Genomic DNA, 17,054 nt, shown 5'->3' with positions numbered 1-17,054 from the left:
CCGTGCTCTGCCGTATTCGGCGTCACCAGGGCGTCAACGCCGCTGGTGGCCGGCTCCCGCGGGGTCGATGCTGCCGATGCGGCAATACGGCAATCGGCGCGATCCGGGGAGTTCATGGTGCCAGCGCTCGTGGGTGACAGCCCGGGTATCCGGCGTGCCGCGCCTGTTCCCGGGACGTCCCGGTCAGGGGCCGCGGCGAAACCCGGCACCGGTGCCACCATCGGCGCCCGGACACCCGGACACCCGGATTCCCCGACGCCCGGATTCCCGGGCGCCGGGTATCCGGCATCCGGACGGCCGGGCATGATGGGGTTGCCGTCACCCCAGGGGAGCGCTGTAGCCCGTCGGTCCCCCACGGTGGCAGCGGGACGTGGCAGAAGGAGCAGCCGGTGCGTGACCTGGTTTTCGCCGTCCTGATCATCGTGATATTCGCGGTGCTGGGGCTCGTCGTACGAGGGGTGGAACGGCTGTGACCGCCGAGAACCTGACCGGGCTCGTCCTGGCGGCCGCCCTGGTGGTCTTCCTCGTGGTCGCCCTGCTTTTCCCGGAGAAATTCTGATTTTCCTGGAACAGTTCTGACCTGCCGGACCAGCGACACGCTACGGCCTGCCCGGCCACGGACCGCACGACCGCTGCCGCGGTCGTGTTTCCCCCGGGCCCGGGCTCCCGGTCGACAAGGGGTCACTGAATGAACACCACGACGGCGGGAGCCGTTTTCGCCGCCTCGCTCGCCATCGCCCTCGGCCTGACCTACCGGCCATTCGGCGACTATATGGCCCGGGTATACACCTCCAAGCGTCACCTGCGGGCCGAAAAAATGATTTACCGGCTGGTCGGTGTCGATCCGGACACGGACCAGCGATGGAGCGTCCACCTGCGCGCCGTACTCGCGTTCTCGTGCGTGTCAGTGCTCTTCTTGTACGTTCTCCTCCGCCTGCAGGGCCGGCTGCCGCTCAGCCTCGGTTTCGGCGGGATGGCGCCAGGCCAGGCGTTCGACACCGCGGCCAGCTTCGTCACGAACACCAACTGGCAGTCCTATGCCGGCGAGTCGACGCTCGGATATCTCGTGCAGATGGCGGGTCTCGCGGTGCAGAACTTCACCAGCGCCGCGGTCGGCATCTCGGTGGCGATCGCCCTGGTCCGCGGGTTCGCCCGCAACCGTACCGACCGGCTCGGCAACTTCTGGGTGGACCTGGTCCGCACCGTCGTCCGCATTCTGCTGCCGATCTCCGTCATCGGCGCGGTCGTCCTGGTCGCCGGCGGTGTCGTGCAGAACTTCCACGACGTCCGGACGGTGTCGGCCATCGCCGGCTCCAGCCAGGCCATAACCGGCGGCCCGGTGGCCAGCCAGGAGATCATCAAGGAGCTCGGCACCAACGGCGGCGGTTTCTACAACGCCAACTCCGCCCACCCGTTCGAGAATCCGACGGTCTGGACCAACTGGCTACAGGTCTATCTGCTGCTGGCGATCCCGTTCGCGCTGCCGAGAGCTTTCGGGAAAATGGTCGGCGATACCCGCCAGGGTCTGGCGATCGTCTCGGCCATGGCCGTTCTGGCGATAACCGGGATATTTCTTGCCAACGGTTTCCAACTGGCTCACCACGGCACGGTCCCGACCGCTGTCGGGGCCGCGACCGAAGGCGTCGAAACCCGTTTCGGGGTGTCGGGATCGGCCACCTTCGCGGCCGCCACCACGCTGACGTCCACGGGTGCGGTGAACTCCGCGCACGACTCCTACACCAGTCTCGGCGGCGCCGTCCTGCTGCTGAACATGATGCTCGGGGAGATCGCCCCGGGCGGCGCCGGATCGGGGCTCTACGGAATGCTGGTCGTCGCCGTGCTCGCGGTGTTCGTCGGCGGTCTGATGATCGGGCGGACGCCCGAGTACCTGGGCAAGAAAATCGCCGCCCGGGAGGTGAAGTTCGCCGCGCTCTACATTCTCACCACGCCGGTGCTGGCCCTCGGCGTCACGGCGGCGGCCATGGCGCTGCCCGGTGAACGGGCGAACATGCTGGGCTCCGGCGCGCACGGGCTGTCCGAGGTGCTGTACGCGGCCACCTCGGCGGCGAACAACAACGGCTCGGCGTTCGCCGGCCTCACGGTGAACACGGCCTGGTGGAACACGGTGCTGGGAATCTCCATGCTGCTCGCCCGGCTCCTGCCGGTCGTGTTCGTCCTGGGCCTGGCCGGCAGCCTCGCCCGGCAGAGGACAGCCCCCGCGTCGAGCGGGACACTGCCCACCCACCGGCCGTTGTTCGTCGGCCTCGTCACCGGTGTCGCGTTCGTCGTCGTCGCACTGACCTACTTCCCAGCCCTCGCCCTCGGGCCGTTCGCGGAAGGCCTGCACTGACATGCCCACGACCGCCGTACGCGGCACCTCCGCCGGACCAGCGGGCGGCCCCGGCTCCGCCCGCCCGCCCCGGCGGGCCTCCGGTGGCCTGCTCGACCCACGGATGCTGCTGCGCTCCACCCCGCAGGCGCTGCGGAAACTGAGCCCGGCCACCCTGTGGCGCAACCCGGTGATGCTCATCGTCGAGATCGGCGCCGCGTTCACCACCGTGCTAGCGGCCCTGGACCCCACCGTGTTCGCCTGGCTGATCGTCGGCTGGCTGTGGCTGACCGTGCTGTTCGCCAACCTCGCCGAGGCCGTCGCCGAAGGACGCGGGAAGGCGCAGGCCGCCGCGCTGCGCAGGGCCAAGACCGACACGATCGCCCGCCGGCTCGTCGGCTGGGCGCCCGGCCGGCCCGTCGAGACGGCCCGGACCGAGCCGGTGCCCGCGCCGGCCCTGCTCAAGGGCGACCGTGTGGTGGTGGACGCCGGCGAGTTGATCCCCGGTGACGGCGACGTCATCGAGGGCATCGCGAGCGTGGACGAGTCCGCCATCACCGGCGAGTCCGCGCCGGTGATCCGCGAGTCCGGGGGCGACCGGTCCGCGGTGACCGGCGGCACCCGGGTGCTGTCGGACCGGATCATCGTCGAGATCACGCAGCGGCCCGGGGAGAGCTTCATCGACCGGATGATCGGCCTGGTGGAGGGCGCGAACCGGCAGAAGACCCCGAACGAGGTCGCGCTGAACATCCTGCTGGCCTCGCTGACCATCATCTTCCTGCTCGCGGTCGTGAGCCTCCAGCCGCTGGCGGTCTTCTCCCGGGCCCAGCGGCCCGGCATCCCCGACAGCGCCGCCCTGGGCGCCGACGGCATCCCCGGGATCGTGCTGGCGGCACTGGTCGTCTGCCTGATCCCCACCACGATCGGCGCGCTGCTGTCGGCGATCGGCATCGCCGGCATGGACCGGCTGGTGCAGCGCAACGTGCTCGCGATGAGCGGTCGCGCAGTCGAGGCGGCCGGCGACGTCGACACCCTGCTGCTGGACAAGACCGGCACCATCACCCTTGGTAACCGCGAGGCGCGGGCGTTCATCCCGGTCGGAGGCGTGGACGAACGCGAGCTCGCCGACGCCGCGCAGCTGTCCTCGCTCGCGGACGAGACCCCGGAGGGACGCTCGATCGTCGTCTTCGCCAAGACCACCTACGGCCTGCGGGAGCGCACCGCCGGCGAGCTGCCCACCGCGACCTTCGTCGCGTTCACCGCGCAGACCCGGATGTCCGGTGTCGACCTGGCCCCGCCCGGGCCCCGCGGCGGCGAAGACCGGCGGGACAGCGGCCCCGGCGAAGCCGGCGAAGCCGGCGACGGCCTGCACACCGGTGGCGGCCGGCAGATCCGCAAGGGGTCGGCCAGCGCGGTGCTGGCCTGGGTCCGGGAGAACGGCGGGAGCGCACCGCCCGACACCGGCCAGGTGGTGGACGGCATCTCCGCCTCCGGCGGGACACCGCTGGTCGTCGCGGAGGTGGTCATCACCAGCGGTGTGGACGGTGGCCGGAGCGCCCGCGTCCTGGGCGTGGTCCAGCTCAAGGACATCGTGAAGGCGGGCATGCGGGAACGCTTCGACGAGATGCGCAGCATGGGCATCCGCACCATCATGATCACCGGTGACAACCCGCTGACCGCGCGGACCATCGCCGAGGAGGCCGGGGTGGACGACTTCCTCGCCGAGGCGACCCCCCAGGACAAGCTCGACCTGATCAGGCGGGAGCAGGCCGGCGGCAAGCTCGTCGCGATGACCGGGGACGGCACCAACGACGCCCCCGCGCTCGCCCAGGCCGACGTCGGCGTCGCCATGAACACCGGCACGTCGGCCGCGAAGGAGGCCGGCAACATGGTCGACCTCGACAGCAACCCGACGAAGCTCATCGAGATCGTCGAGATCGGCAAGCAGCTGCTCATCACCCGCGGCGCCCTGACGACGTTCTCGATCGCCAACGACGTCGCCAAATATTTCGCGATCATCCCGGCGCTGTTCGCCGCGGTGTATCCCGGGCTGGAGACGTTCAACCTCATGCGGCTGCACAGCCCGCAGTCGGCGATCCTGTCCGCGGTCGTCTTCAACGCGCTGGTCATCATCGCGCTGATCCCGCTCGCCCTGCGCGGCGTCCGCTACACACCTGGCAACGCCACGGCGATGCTGCGGCGCAACCTCTGCGTCTACGGCCTCGGCGGCCTGGTCGTCCCGTTCGTCGGGATCAAACTCATCGATCTGGCCGTCCAGTTCCTCCCCGGAATCCGGTGATCGTCATGGCCTCCCCGCGCCTGCCCGGCCCCGTCCGCCACCTCCTCGCCGCGCTGCGCATGCTGCTGGTGCTCACCGTGCTCGTCGGCATCGCGTATCCCCTGGCCGTCACCGCGATCGCCCAGCTGCCCGGGCTGCGCCACCAGGCGGACGGCTCGCTCGTCCGGGCCGCCGACGGCACGGTCGTCGGCTCGTCGCGGATCGGCCAGCCGTTCACCGACGCCGCCGGCCGCCCGATCCCGACCTACTTCCAGCCCCGGCCGTCCGCCGCCGGGGCCGGCTACGACCCGACCGCGACCGCCGCGTCCAACCTGGGCCCCGAGGACGTCGTCGACACGTTCGACGATCCTGCCACGCCCGGTGACGAGAGCCGGCGCAGCCTGCTCACCACCGTGTGCGGCCGCAGCAGGGCCGTCGGGCAGCTCGAGGGCGTCGACGGACGGCGCCCGTACTGCACCCCGGACGGTGCCGGCGCCGTGCTGGCGGTGTTCCACCGTGATCCGGGCCCCGCCGGGCCGGTCGTGCGGGTCGTCAGCGTGAACGAGCAGTGCCCGGCGCGACCGTTCGTCACCACCTACGAGGGCGTGCGGGTCGAGTGCGCGGCGCCCGGCGGCGACTACGCGGCGGGCCGGCGCGTCCTCGTCCCCGGACCGGGCCGCGGCCGGGACAACCCGGTGCCACCGGACGCAGTGACCGCCTCCGCCAGCGGCCTGGACCCGGACATCTCCCCCGCCTACGCCTACCTTCAGGTGAACCGGGTCGCGGGCGCCCGCGGGCTGCCCCCGGCAGCGGTCCGCCGGCTGGTCGAGGAGCATGTGCGCGGCCGTGCGCTCGGTTTCCTCGGCGAGCCCAGGGTCAACGTCGTCGCGCTCAACCTCGCCCTGGACAGGCTCGGCGCGGGCTGACGGAGACTTGCACTGCCCAGGGAACCTCCGCGGAGGCGTCACCATGTTGCTGGCACCGGTCCCGGCAGTGGCAGGACCACCGCTTCTGACACCGGTGGTCCTGCCGCTGTCACCGCCGTCACCGCCGTCGTTCCGGTCGCCGCGGGGCGCCCCGCCCGACACCCGCTCGTGGGACGGCGCGGCATGACCCGCGTCCTGATCGTCGACGACGACACCCAGATCCTGCGCGCGTTGCGGATCACTCTGCACGCCCGGGGGTACGAGGTCCTGACCGCGACGTCGGGACAGCACGCGCTCGCCGCCACCACCTCCGGACAGCCCGACATCATCCTGCTCGACCTGGGCCTGCCCGACATGGACGGGACCGAGGTCATCCACGCCCTGCGCAGCCGGACCGCGACGCCCGTCATCGTCCTGTCCGGCCGTGCCGGCAGCAGCGACAAGGTCGGCGCGCTCGACGCGGGCGCCGACGACTACGTCACCAAGCCCTTCCGCGTCGACGAGCTCCTCGCCCGGCTACGAGCGGTAGCCAGACGAACCCTGAGCACGACAGAGGCCCCGCTGACGACGATCGGCGACTACACGATCGACCTGACCGCCCGACAGGTCACCAGACTGGCAGGCCAGCGGCGTGACCACGGTGACCAGCCCGACGGCCCGGTCACCGTCCGCCTCAGCCCGACCGAATGGCACCTGCTCGAAGTCCTGGTGCGCAACCCCGGGAAACTGCTCACCCACCGCCAGCTCCTTCCCCGCACCGGCGGCCCCTCCCCGAAGGAACACAGCCACTACCTGCGCGAGTACATGGGACGGCTGCGCCGCAAGCTGGAGCCGAACCCGGCACGCCCCCGCCATTTCATCACCGAGCCCGGCATGGGCTACCGCTTCCAGCCATGACCAGCGCGGTTCCCGCCGCGGCCAGCATGACCCCGACCGGCACCGGCCCGGCCGCGTGGACCAGGGCAGCCCGCCATGTCGCGGGACACGCCATACGCCACGCGCGGAACCGGTTTGACACCCACTACACACGGCCCTACTTTGAAACAAATGATTGTTTACTTACCTGAGCCCGCATCCGGCCCGCGGCATCGGCAACCGGGCCAGCCAGTGGGGACGCCGACGAGAGGGGCACTCGCATGACCCAGTCCATCCCGGCGGCCGGGCTCGCCCCGGCCGGGCTCATCCCTGTCGGGCCTGCCCCTGTCGGGCCTGCTCTGAGCGAACCGCAGTACCCCCTCGCCCCATCCGCGGTCAACGCCTCGGTGTACACAGACCCGGCGCGCTATCAGCGGGAACTCGACCGGATCCTGTCCCACGCCTGGTTCCCGGTGTTTCCGTCCGCCGATGTGCCCAAGCCGCGCGACCACGTCGTCTGGAGCCAGCTCGGGCAGTCAGTGGTGATCATCCGGCTTGACGACGGCTCGCTGTCGGCCTGGCACAACGTCTGCCAGCACCGCGGCGCGCTTCTCGTCGCGGGTGCCGGGCGCTGCTCCACCGGCCGGTTCACCTGCCCGTGGCACGGCTTCGTCTACGATCTTGAAGGCAACGTCCGGCAGGTGCCGCTGCGTGAGTCGTTCGACCCGGCACAGCTGGCCGGGCTGCGGGCGCCGGCGGTCAGGGTGCTCGAGTGGTCGGGCTGGATCTGGCTGACGCTCTCCGACACGGTCCCCGACCTGCTGGAGTACCTCGGCACGATCGGCGAGGAGCTTGCCGGCTACCAGCTCGACCGGTTCGACACCCGCTTCCGCGCGTCGGTCACGCTCACCGCGAACTGGAAGATCGTCGTCGACGCGTTCAACGAGACCTGGCATGTCCCGTTCACGCACAAGTCGACCCTCTCCGGGCTGGTCCTGTGGCGCGACGCCAGCCTGAAGATCGCCTCACCGCACTCCTGGATGACACTGCCGATCCGCGGGTTCACCGACAGGGTCTCCGACAGCGACCATCGGCAGACCCATCTGTGCCACTACCTCGCGTTCCCGAACACGATCTTCAGCTGCTTCCCCAACCACCTGCAGATGTGGACCGCCTGGCCGGTCGCCCCGGACAGGACCGTCCTCAACGCCTACCAGCTCGTCGGGCCCACCCCGGACGGCCTGAGCGAGGCGAAGTGGGAGCAGCACAACGAGCGGGACTGGAAACACTTTCTCGACGTCCTCGCGGAGGACTCCGAGGTCATCAACAACTTCGCGGCGCTGGCCCGGTCGAAGGGGTTCCGCCGGAACATCTTCAACACCGCCGAAAGCAGGCTGACCGCCTTTCACGACGAAGTCGCCAGTCGCATTCGTTGACCAGGAGAAAGAAATGATCACAATCAGAGTCGACCGGGACGTCTGCCAGGGCTACGGCAACTGCGTCCTCGCGGATCCGGAGATCTTCGACGTGGACGACGACGGCCTGGTGGTGCTGTCGCAGGCCACCGTCGCCGGCGAGCGGCTGCCCGCTGTCCGCCGCGCGGAGTACGACTGCCCGAGCAAGGCCATTCACTTCACCGAATAGGCCGGCGGCCGTGGCGCCACGGCTGCCGGCAGCGGACGGTTGAGAGCCCGGCCGGGATCTCCTGGCCGGACTCTCAACCGTCCGCTGTTTTCCGTGGCCTCGGGGCACCGCCACCCACCGCTTCTCCCGAAGGACAGCCGCTTCTCCCGACAGGACAGCCGCTTCTCCCGGTGGACGGCTGCTTCTTCCGGCCGGGCGGCAGGATGCGGGGACGCGGGCGTGGCCACCCTCGAGACGGCCCTGGCCGGACCGGTGTCACCGGTCCGGCCACCTGCATGACGCCTGTTGCCCACTGGGCGTACGAAGGATCCGAACTCGTACGAGGGACCCGGGTCAGAGCCCCATCTCCTTGGCGATGATGCTGCGCTGGATCTCGCTCGCGCCGCCGCCGACCATCGCGTGCTTGGCCTCGCGGAAGTAGCGCTCCATGTCGAACTCCGGCAGCTGCGCGTATCCACCCAGCGCCTGCATGCCGTTGAACGAGGTCCTGAAGGCGACGTCGGCGGCGAACACCTTCGCCATCGACACCTCTTTCAGGGCGCGCTCACCGCGCGCCATCTTCGTCGCGGCGTTGTAGACCAGCAGCCGCGCGGCCTCCACCTCGCACTCGTTCTCGGCCATCCGGTGCTTGAGGACCTGGAACGACGACAGCGGCCGGCCGAACTGGGTGCGGTTCCTGGTATAGGTGACGGTGTCGTCGAGCGCCGTGCGGGCGTTGCCCACGTAGGAGGCCGCCAGGCTCAGGCGCTCGTACTCCAGGTGCTCACCGATGTAGCCCCAGCCGCTGTTCACCTCGCCGATCAAGTTTCCGGCGGGGACGCGGACATCCGTGAAGAAGATCTCCGTGGTGCCGAGGCTACGGCGGACGATCGTGTTCAGCTTGCGTATGTCGACGCCGGGCGCGGTGTTCGGCACCAGGATCAGGCTGAGGCCCCGGTGCCGCTCCGGGCTGGTGCGCGCGAGCACGGTGATGACCGTGTCCGGCAGGTGCGCCCCGGAGCAGAAGACCTTGTTCCCGTTGAGGACCCAGTGGTCGTTGTCGAGGACGGCCCGTGTCTGCACCGCCGCCGCGTCCGAGCCGGCCCCCGGTTCGGTGATCGAGACGCTGAACTTCGTCCTGCCGGCGAGGAAGCCCGGCAGGTACTGCTCGCGCTGCTCGGCCGTGCCGTGGTTGGCGATGTTCGTCGCGGTGAACATGGAGGTCATCACGCACGCGGCGAAGTCGAGGCTGAACTTCGCCATGGCCTCGCAGAAGATCGCGTACATCACCGGGTCGGCGTCGAGCCCGCCCTGCTCCTCGGGGATGAGCAGGCCCAGCCAGCCCCTGTCCGCGATCTTCTGGTAGGCCTCGTCGGGAAACTCCCGGGACTCGTCGTGCTTGCGGATGTACTCCCGTCCTACCTCGCGCTCCATGAACGTGTGCAGCGTGTCCCTCCACAGCCGCTGCTCCTCGGTGAATCTGAAGTCCATCCCTGCGCCCTCCGTCAGCACCGCGGGTCCGTATCTGTCCGTTGACCACGTTAATCGACCATGCTAGAAAAAAACAAGTGATTGTTTTTGAATCCTGACCTGGGCGATCGACACAGTCACCAGCCCGCCACAGGCATTGGAGACGCCCCATGACCGGTGTGCTCACATGACACTCGACCAGACCTACCGCGGCCTGCGGGTACTCGACCTCAGCGAGAACATCGCGGGCCCGCTCGCCTGTCTGATCCTTGCCGATCTCGGTGCCGACGTCGTCAAGGTCGAACGTCCGGGCAGCGGGGAGGCCACCCGCGGCCTGCCGCCGCGGTGGGGGCCGGAGAGCACGGTGTTCCTCACCGTGAACCGCAACAAACGCAGCGTCGCCCTGGACATCGCCACCCCGGCCGGCCGCGACGCGGTGCTGCGCATCGCGGCCGGCACCGACGTCGTCGTCGAGTCGTTCCGGCCCGGGGCCGCGGACCGGCTCGGGCTCGGCTTCGACGACTTCCGCCGGGTCAGCCCCCGCGTCGTGCACTGCTCGATCAGCGCCTTCGGCGAGGGCCCGCTCGGGCACGACCGTCCCGGATACGACGCGATCGTGCAGGCCTTCACCGGCATCATGGAGATGACCGGTGACGCCGACGGCCGCCCGGCCCGCGCCGCGCCGTCCGTCGTGGACGTCTCCACCGGCCTCTGGGCGATCACGGCGATCCAGGCCGCGCTCGCCCGTCGCACCGGCGGGAGCGAGGCCCAGCGGCTGGAGACCGCCCTGGTCGACAGCGGCTTCTTCCTGCTCTGCCACCAGGTCATGGGATTCCTCGGAACCGGCGAGTTCCCCGGCCGCCTCGGCTCGGCCGCCCCGAGCACCGCTCCCTACCAGGCCTTCCGCACCGCGGACGGCGCGATCATGATTGCCGCCGCGACGGACCGGCTGTTCGAGCGGCTCTGCGCGGCCCTCGACCTTCCCGAGCTCCGGGCCGACCCCCGGTTCCGCACCGTCGCCGACCGGGTGCGCGCGCGCGACGCGCTGACGGCCGCCATCGAAGAGCGGCTGGGCACCGCGTCATCCGAGCACTGGCTCGGACGGATCTCCGCCGTCGGCGTCCCGGCGGGGCCGGTCAACGACCTGGCCGCCGCCCTGGCCCATCCGGTCACCCGCGAGCGCGCCCTCGTCCGCGATGCGGAGCCCCTCGGCGACACGCTGCGCGCAAGCGGGCTCAGACAGCTCCGGCTGCCGATCGACACCGACGGCTCGTGCGCGATGCGCGAACCGCCCGCGCTCGGCCAGCACACCGCGGAGGTACTCGCCGAGGCCGGCATGACCCCCGCCGAGATCCTCGGTCTCGTCCCGAACCCGATGACGGAAGCGACGGTGTCACCACTATGACCGGCTCGACCACGACCGGCTCGGCCGCAACCAGCTCGGCCGCAACCAGTTCAGCCGCAACCAGCTCGGCCGCCAGGACCGGCTCGGCCGCCGCCCGGCGTCGTGAGGCTCTGGAGGCACGCTATCCCCGCTGGGTGCCCCGCACGACCGCCCAGCTTCTCGATCTCTTAGCCGCCGAGCGTCCCCATCGGCCGCTCGTTCTCGGTGACGCCAGGTCCTACAGCTACGGCGACATCGCCGACTGGTCGGGGCGGCTGGCCGCCGGGCTGATGGCGCTCGGGGTACGGCCGGGCGATCACGTCGCCGTGGACATGGCGAACCTGCCCGAGGTCGTGGCCCTGAAGTTCGCGGTGGCCCGGGTCGGGGCGGTGTCGGTATCGATCAACTTCCGGCTGCGGCACGAGGAGCTCAGCTACGTGCTGCGCCAGTCCGACAGCGTCGTCCTGATCACGATGGACCGCTTCCGCGAGCTGGACTACCTCGACGCCCTGGACCGGATCGCCCCGGGCTGGGAGACGGAGGCGGGTGGCAGCTCGCTGCCCCGGCTGCGGCACGTGTTCGTGCTCGGAACGGACGGCGGGCCGGCCCGCGGCCGGCCGCTGGGCGAGCTCGTGGAGCTCGGCCGTGGGATCAGCGACGAGGAGGTGCGGTCACGCACCGCGGCGGCCGACCCCGACGCCGTCTCCGACCTGCTGTACACCTCGGGCACCACCGGTGCGGCCAAGGGCGTGATGCTCCAGCACGACGCCGTCCTGCGGACCGCGTACGCCAGCGCCTACACCCGCGCGTTCGGGGACGGCCGGCGGATCCTGTTCGCACTGCCGATCTACCATGTCTTCGGCTACGTCGAGGGCCTGGTCGCGGCGCTGTTCGTCGGCGGGGCGATCTGCCCGCACGCCACGTTCGACGCCCAGCAGACCCTGCGGGACATCGCCCGCCACCGTATCGACGAGCTGATCTGCGTCCCGGCGATGACCAGTCTGGTGCTCGACGCGGCACGGGCCGGCGAGCACGACCTGTCGTCGCTGCGGACGATGTTCTCCTCCGGGGCCGCGCACTGCGCCGGCATGTGGGCCGACATGCTCGAGGTGCTGGGCGTCGAGGAGATCTTCACCGCGTACGGTCAGACCGAGACCACGGCGTCGACGACGTGCACCCGGCCGGGCGATCCTCTCGACCGGCTGGCGAACACGAACGGGACCACCAAACCGGCGGGTGTCGCCGGTGCCGCCGAGCTCGGCGGCACGCTCGCCGTCTACCGGACGGTGCACTCCGAGACCGGTGCGGACATCCCGGCCGGCGAGGTGGGTGAGCTGGTGGTCCGCGGCCCGATCGTCACCCGCGGCTACTACGACAAGCCCGCGGAGACCACGGCGCTGTTCACCCCCGACGGGTGGATGCGCACGGGCGACCTCGGCCGCATCGACGAGCAGGGCTACCTGATACTGACCGGCCGTAAGAAGGAGTCCTACCGCTGCGGCGGGGAGCTGGTGCTGCCCGGCGAGGTGGAACGGGTGCTCACCGACCACCCGGGCGTGGCCGCCGCGCACGTCGTCGGGATCCCGCACGCACGGATGGGCGAGGTCGGGTGCGCCTGGATCGTGCCCGGCCCGGGACGGCCCGCGCCGGACGAGCTTGTCGCCTACTGCGCGAACAGGCTTGCCCGCTTCAAGGTCCCCGACGTGGTGCTGTTCATCGAAGAGGACGAGATCCCGGTGACGGCCACCGGCCGGGTGCAGAAGTTCATGCTCGCGGAGCGGGCGGTGGCCCTGCTGGCCCAGCGGGCGCGGACAGAGCAGGGCACACCGGACGCGCAAACGGGACCAGGCACGCAGGACGCGCGGACGGGACCAGGCACGCAGGCCGTGTCCGGCGCCGCCCGGCCGGCCTCGGTGGGGTCGGCGTGAGCGGCCCGCGGATCGTCATCGCGGGCGGCGGGCTGGCGGCCGTCCGCACCGCCCAGAGCGTGCGTGACCTGGGGCACCGCGGTGAGGTGCGGATTCTCTCCGCCGAGACGGAGGCGCCCTACGACCGCCCCCCGCTGTCCAAGGAGTACCTGCTGGGCACGCTGGCGGACGATGCCATCCGCCTGCTCGGCCCGTCCGGCTACCGTTCGCTGGGGATCGGGCTCGAGCTCGGCCGGCCTGCCGTCGCGCTGGACACCGTGGCTCATACGGTGACCGTCGCCGACGGGACGGTGGTCCCCTACGACCGGCTTGTGATCGCCACCGGCGCCCGGGCCCGGCCGCTGGGCGTCGTCACCGGCCGCGCGGCGGCGTCCGCGCTGCGCACCGCCGCCGACGCCCGCGGGCTCGCGGCCGTACTGCGCGACGGGCGGCGGATCGCGGTGATCGGCGGTGGGTTCATCGGCCTGGAGGTGGCCGCGACGGCGCGCGCGAGAGGCTGCGCGGTGACGGTGGTCGAGGCCCAGCCCGCGCCGCTGCTGGGCACGGTGGGCCCGCTGGTCGCGGGCTGGCTGCGGTCGCGGCACGTGGCGCACGGCGTCGAGTTCCGCTGCGGGGTGACCGTCACCGCCGCGGGAGCCGCGCCGGGCGGCGGCGAACGGCTCGGGCTCGCCGACGGGTCGGTGGTCGACGCGGACGCCGTCGTCGTCGGCGTGGGGGTCGTCCGCGACGTCGGCTGGCTCGCCGAAGCCGGCCTGGAAGTAGCCGACGGCCTCGTGTGCGACCTGGCCGGGCGGACGGGCGCGCCGGACGTGTTCGGCGCGGGAGACGTCGTCTGCCATCGCACCGAGCACGGCCTGGCCCCCGTGGGGCACTGGACCGCCGCGGGGAACAGCGCCCGGCGCGTCGCGCACACGCTGCTCGGCCTGCCGGCTCCGGATCTGCTCGACGACGGGTTCTTCTGGTCGGACCAGCTCGGCCTGCGGCTGCAGTTCGCCGGCCGGGCCGACGCCGGCAGCGAGTTCGTCGTGGTGGCGGGTGACATGGCCACCGACTCGTTCGCCGGGCACTTCCGCGCCGAGGGCCGGATCACCGGCGTGTTCGCCGTCAACAGCCCCCGCCAGTTCCTGCGTAGCCGCAAGGAGCTGCGCGTGGCCCACGCGTCCACCACCGTCAGGGAGGTCCTGCGATGACCGTCACCCACGAGCTCGACGCCGCCGCCCGTCAGGAAATCACCGAGCTGTACGCGCGGTACACGCACGCCTTCGACGACAACAGCCCGCAGGACCTCGCGGACCTGTTCACCGACGACGGGACCTTCGTACGCGACGGCGCCGAGCCGGTGCACGGCCGGGCCGCGCTGGCGGAGCTGGTCCGCGGCGTCGCGGCCCGGGGCGCGGGCGGCCGGCACCTCGTTTCCTCGGTGGTTGTGGAACCTTCGGCCACCGGTGCCTCTGGCAGCGCGTACGTGCAGGTCATAAGCATTGGCGCGGACACGGTGCGACTCGTCGTCATCGGCCGCTACCACGACGAGTTCGCTCGTTCCGAGGGCCGCTGGCGGTTCCGCTCGCGCCGCTTCACGTCGTTCACCGGCGCCGGGCTGGCGGGCGCGACCATCGCGGCCGCCGCGGAAGCGGGCTGACCCGACGCACCCGGCGGCGGGACAGCCCGGCCGCGGGACGGCCCGGCAGCGGAGCCCGCCACCGTCAGCCGAACCAGCGGGCGGTGGCGGGAGGGGTCCGATACAGATCAATCAGAGAAGATCAACAGCTGGGGGCGCACGCGGGCCCGGCGCCTCCGGCTCACCAGCCGGGTGCCCAGCGCGCACGCCGTGCGGCGGATCCGGGCTGACGAGCAGGCGTCCACCCGTAGCGGGCTCACCCGTGGAAGACGGTCAGCCACGTACCGGGACCAGCCCGTTCGACATACAGTAGGGATTACGAAATCACGACGGTCGCCACGAGCGCAACCTGTCGGAGGGGGGATCCTGCCGCCTGTGGCTGTCATCCCTCGTGGGGGGACAGCTTGACGAAACAATTGTTTGTTGAATGGGTCACATCGATCATACCAAATAGCCGTTTTGTCCATCTTGAAAACGGATATTACGGACAAATATTCCAGCCCGTCGGGGATATTGGACCAACGCGACCGTACGATCGGATCTGGATCAGGACTTCGGGGAGGCGCACGGGTGGCTAAGCAGCGGGAACTACGGGTGGCCAGGCAGCGGGAGCGCGGCACTCGAGCGGCCTCCGGACCCGTGTCGGCCGAGCTCATCGAGCGGGAGGCCATCCGCCTGTTCGGCGAGAGGACGTATCCGGTCGTCGGGATGCGGGACATCAGCGACGCGGTCGGGATCCTGCCCGGCAGCCTGTACGTCCACATCAACAGCAAGGAGGACCTGCTGATCAAAATTGTCGAGCAGGGCATCCGGAGCTACCTGGACGCCATCGCGCCGATAGCCGAATCAGAGCATTCCGCAACCATTCGGCTACGAGAAGCGATCACGGCGCACATGCGGGTCCTCGCGGCCGCTCTCGAGCAGACGCGGGTGAGCTTCCACCAGTGGACCTATCTGAGCGCCGAGCACAAAGAACGCGTCATCCTGATGCGGCAGCGCTACGAGGAGCTCTTCAGCAGAATCCTGAACGACGGCATCAGCTCCGGGGAGTTCCGGGACGTCGCCAACCCGCGCGTCTCCGTGCTCGCCCTGATAGGCATGCTCAACTCGGCGACGGAGTGGTACTCCCCCACCGGCCCGCTCAGCCCCGAGGAGCTCAGCGAGGCCCTCGCCGACAACGCTCTGACCGGACTGCGGAAATGACTGCCCGCCGACGCATCACCCCGATCCGGAGAACTGTTCGCGCAGCTGCCGCTTGAGGACCTTGCCGTAGGCGTTGCGAGGGAGCGCCTCCACCCACACCACCCGCTTCGGCACCCGGTAGCCGGCCAGCCTCGTCCGGCAGGCGGCAAGCACCGCGTCGCTGTCACGGCTGTCGTCCGCCGGCACCAGTACGGCGGTCACCGCCTCGCCCCAGATCCGGTGTGGCAGCCCGATCACGGCCGCGTCCTTCACCCCCGGCAGATCGACGAGCACGTCCTCCACCTCACGGGCGTAGACGTTCGACCCGCCGGTTACGATCATGTCCTTCTTCCGGTCGACGATATACAGATAGCCGTCGCCGTCGAGGCAGCCGATGTCGCCGGTGTGCAGCCAGCCGCCGGCCATCGTCCGCTCGGTGTCCGCGGGCCGGCCCCAGTACCCGTTCATGGTCTGGGGAGCGCGCGCCACGATCTCCCCGGCCGTACCGTCGGGCAGGGCCGCTCCCGCGTCGTCGACGATGCGCAGCTCGACCCCGGGAAGCACCCGCCCGGCCGAACGGGCCAGCGGTGAATCAGGATTGTCCAGCGCGTGCAGATGATCCTTCTGGTCGAGAACCGTGAAGAACATCGGCGACTCCATCTGGGCGAACGACTGGATCAGGCGCCCGTCGAAGACCTCCGTCGCCTCCCGCATGGTCTCCGGGCCGATCGGGGAACCGGCGTAGTAGAGCCGGCGCAGCGAGGCCGGAACCGCCCAGCCCGGCGGCCGCGCGTCCAGCAGCATCCTGATCATCGACGGCACCATGAACATCCCGGTGACGCCGTGCTCGGTGAGCAGGCCCAGGGTGCGCCCGGCGTCGTAGGAGTGGCACAGCAGACTGTGGCCGCCGAGCAGCAGCGTGGGCAGGAGCAGGAAGCCCGCCCCGTGGGTCAGGGGGGCGACGTGCAGCGTGACCTCGTCGTCGCCGAGCCCGAGCACCCGCACCGCGGTCCCGGCGATGCTGAGCCAGGAACGGTGGCTGAGGACGACCGCTTTCGGTGAGCCGGTCGTGCCGCTGGTGTACATCAGGCTCGCGGGGTCGTCACCGGCCCGCGCGACCGGCCGCGCAAGCGGCCGCGCGCGGGCGGCCAGCGCCGCGAGCCCGGAATCCGCGCCGTCCCGCGCGTCGGCGTACACGACCGTCAGCCCGGGCAGCCGCGACGGATCCGGGAGCCGGTCGCTGAACTCGCTGGTGGTCACCAGCACCCGGCTGCCCGAGTCGGTCAGCATGTGCAGGTAGTCCGCGCGCGTCAGCCGGACGTTGAGGGGGACGGCGACCAGCCCGCCCGCCGTGGCACCGAGATACGCCTGGACGTACGCGTGGCTGTTGTGGAGCAGCAGCGCGACCCGGTCGCCGGGCCCCAGACCGAGCCCGAGCAGCCCGCCGGCCACCGCGGCGAC

Annotated in this window: 14 protein-coding genes; 12 read left to right on the top strand and 2 right to left on the bottom strand. The window is 70.9% G+C overall.

Annotated features, from left to right (window positions below):
- The first annotated feature begins 469 nt into the window (after positions 1-469).
- From kdpF to AC5LSR_RS06895, 7 genes are all read left to right on the top strand, one after another.
- Positions 470-559: a K(+)-transporting ATPase subunit F gene (gene kdpF, locus AC5LSR_RS06925; protein ID WP_250282804.1), complete on the top strand. Its 90-nt coding sequence runs from the start codon at positions 470-472 to the stop codon at positions 557-559.
- Positions 560-688: 129 nt separating this feature from the next.
- Positions 689-2,350, top strand: a complete 1,662-nt coding sequence (gene kdpA / locus AC5LSR_RS06920) for a potassium-transporting ATPase subunit KdpA (RefSeq protein WP_250282806.1) — start codon at positions 689-691, stop codon at positions 2,348-2,350.
- 1 nt (position 2,351) lies between these two features.
- On the top strand, positions 2,352-4,628 hold the full coding sequence (gene kdpB, locus AC5LSR_RS06915) for a potassium-transporting ATPase subunit KdpB (RefSeq protein WP_250291837.1): 2,277 nt from the start codon (positions 2,352-2,354) through the stop codon (positions 4,626-4,628).
- Positions 4,629-4,633: 5 nt separating this feature from the next.
- Entirely contained in the window at positions 4,634-5,533 is a 900-nt protein-coding gene (locus AC5LSR_RS06910) for a potassium-transporting ATPase subunit C (RefSeq protein WP_250282811.1), read from the top strand.
- Between the two features lie 183 nt (positions 5,534-5,716).
- Complete coding sequence (locus AC5LSR_RS06905) at positions 5,717-6,430, top strand: response regulator (RefSeq protein WP_250282813.1); 714 nt, start codon at positions 5,717-5,719, stop codon at positions 6,428-6,430.
- 239 nt (positions 6,431-6,669) lie between these two features.
- Positions 6,670-7,824 carry an aromatic ring-hydroxylating oxygenase subunit alpha gene (locus tag AC5LSR_RS06900; RefSeq protein WP_250282815.1) on the top strand — a complete coding sequence of 385 codons (1,155 nt, stop codon included), beginning with the start codon at positions 6,670-6,672 and terminating at the stop codon, positions 7,822-7,824.
- Between the two features lie 13 nt (positions 7,825-7,837).
- A complete protein-coding gene (locus AC5LSR_RS06895) occupies positions 7,838-8,032 on the top strand; it encodes a ferredoxin (RefSeq protein WP_250282816.1) in 195 nt (64 codons plus the stop codon).
- Between the two features lie 333 nt (positions 8,033-8,365).
- On the opposite strand, the gene AC5LSR_RS06890 is transcribed toward AC5LSR_RS06895, so the two are convergent.
- Positions 8,366-9,502: an acyl-CoA dehydrogenase family protein gene (locus tag AC5LSR_RS06890; protein WP_250282818.1), complete on the bottom strand. Its 1,137-nt coding sequence runs from the start codon at positions 9,500-9,502 to the stop codon at positions 8,366-8,368.
- A gap of 166 nt (positions 9,503-9,668) precedes the next feature.
- Here AC5LSR_RS06890 and AC5LSR_RS06885 point away from each other — a divergent pair, with 166 nt between their 5' ends.
- From AC5LSR_RS06885 to AC5LSR_RS06865, 5 genes are all read left to right on the top strand, one after another.
- A complete protein-coding gene (locus AC5LSR_RS06885; RefSeq protein WP_250282820.1) occupies positions 9,669-10,886 on the top strand; it encodes a CaiB/BaiF CoA transferase family protein in 1,218 nt (405 codons plus the stop codon).
- Positions 10,883-12,793 (top strand): AMP-binding protein, encoded by a 1,911-nt coding sequence (locus AC5LSR_RS06880; RefSeq protein WP_250282822.1) that lies wholly within the window; start codon positions 10,883-10,885, stop codon positions 12,791-12,793. Before AC5LSR_RS06885 ends, AC5LSR_RS06880 begins: the two co-directional genes overlap by 4 nt.
- Positions 12,790-13,983 (top strand): NAD(P)/FAD-dependent oxidoreductase, encoded by a 1,194-nt coding sequence (locus AC5LSR_RS06875; protein WP_250282824.1) that lies wholly within the window; start codon positions 12,790-12,792, stop codon positions 13,981-13,983. Before AC5LSR_RS06880 ends, AC5LSR_RS06875 begins: the two co-directional genes overlap by 4 nt.
- Positions 13,980-14,432, top strand: coding sequence for a nuclear transport factor 2 family protein (locus AC5LSR_RS06870; RefSeq protein ID WP_250282826.1), 453 nt, complete (start codon positions 13,980-13,982; stop codon positions 14,430-14,432). Before AC5LSR_RS06875 ends, AC5LSR_RS06870 begins: the two co-directional genes overlap by 4 nt.
- 549 nt (positions 14,433-14,981) lie before the next feature.
- Entirely contained in the window at positions 14,982-15,614 is a 633-nt protein-coding gene (locus tag AC5LSR_RS06865; RefSeq protein WP_250282828.1) for a TetR/AcrR family transcriptional regulator, read from the top strand.
- 15 nt (positions 15,615-15,629) lie between these two features.
- Here AC5LSR_RS06865 and AC5LSR_RS06860 read toward each other — a convergent pair.
- Positions 15,630-17,054: class I adenylate-forming enzyme family protein (locus AC5LSR_RS06860; RefSeq protein ID WP_493468260.1), on the bottom strand; the 1,425-nt coding region annotated here is incomplete at its 5' end.

Source organism: Protofrankia sp. CiP1_Cm_nod4 (assembly GCF_982290645.1).
This window is presented reverse-complemented; position numbering and strand designations above follow the sequence as displayed.

Excerpts from the sequence above, each read along its gene's own strand:
- kdpA (WP_250282806.1), top strand. The coding sequence starts at position 689 with ATGAACACCACGACGGCGGGAGCCGTTTTCGCCGCCTCGCTCGCCATC.
- kdpB (WP_250291837.1), top strand. The coding sequence starts at position 2,352 with ATGCCCACGACCGCCGTACGCGGCACCTCCGCCGGACCAGCGGGCGGC.
- AC5LSR_RS06910 (WP_250282811.1), top strand. The coding sequence starts at position 4,634 with ATGGCCTCCCCGCGCCTGCCCGGCCCCGTCCGCCACCTCCTCGCCGCG.
- AC5LSR_RS06905 (WP_250282813.1), top strand. The coding sequence starts at position 5,717 with ATGACCCGCGTCCTGATCGTCGACGACGACACCCAGATCCTGCGCGCG.
- AC5LSR_RS06900 (WP_250282815.1), top strand. The coding sequence starts at position 6,670 with ATGACCCAGTCCATCCCGGCGGCCGGGCTCGCCCCGGCCGGGCTCATC.
- AC5LSR_RS06895 (WP_250282816.1), top strand. The coding sequence starts at position 7,838 with ATGATCACAATCAGAGTCGACCGGGACGTCTGCCAGGGCTACGGCAAC.
- AC5LSR_RS06890 (WP_250282818.1), bottom strand. The coding sequence starts at position 9,502 with ATGGACTTCAGATTCACCGAGGAGCAGCGGCTGTGGAGGGACACGCTG.
- AC5LSR_RS06885 (WP_250282820.1), top strand. The coding sequence starts at position 9,669 with ATGACACTCGACCAGACCTACCGCGGCCTGCGGGTACTCGACCTCAGC.
- AC5LSR_RS06880 (WP_250282822.1), top strand. The coding sequence starts at position 10,883 with ATGACCGGCTCGACCACGACCGGCTCGGCCGCAACCAGCTCGGCCGCA.
- AC5LSR_RS06870 (WP_250282826.1), top strand. The coding sequence starts at position 13,980 with ATGACCGTCACCCACGAGCTCGACGCCGCCGCCCGTCAGGAAATCACC.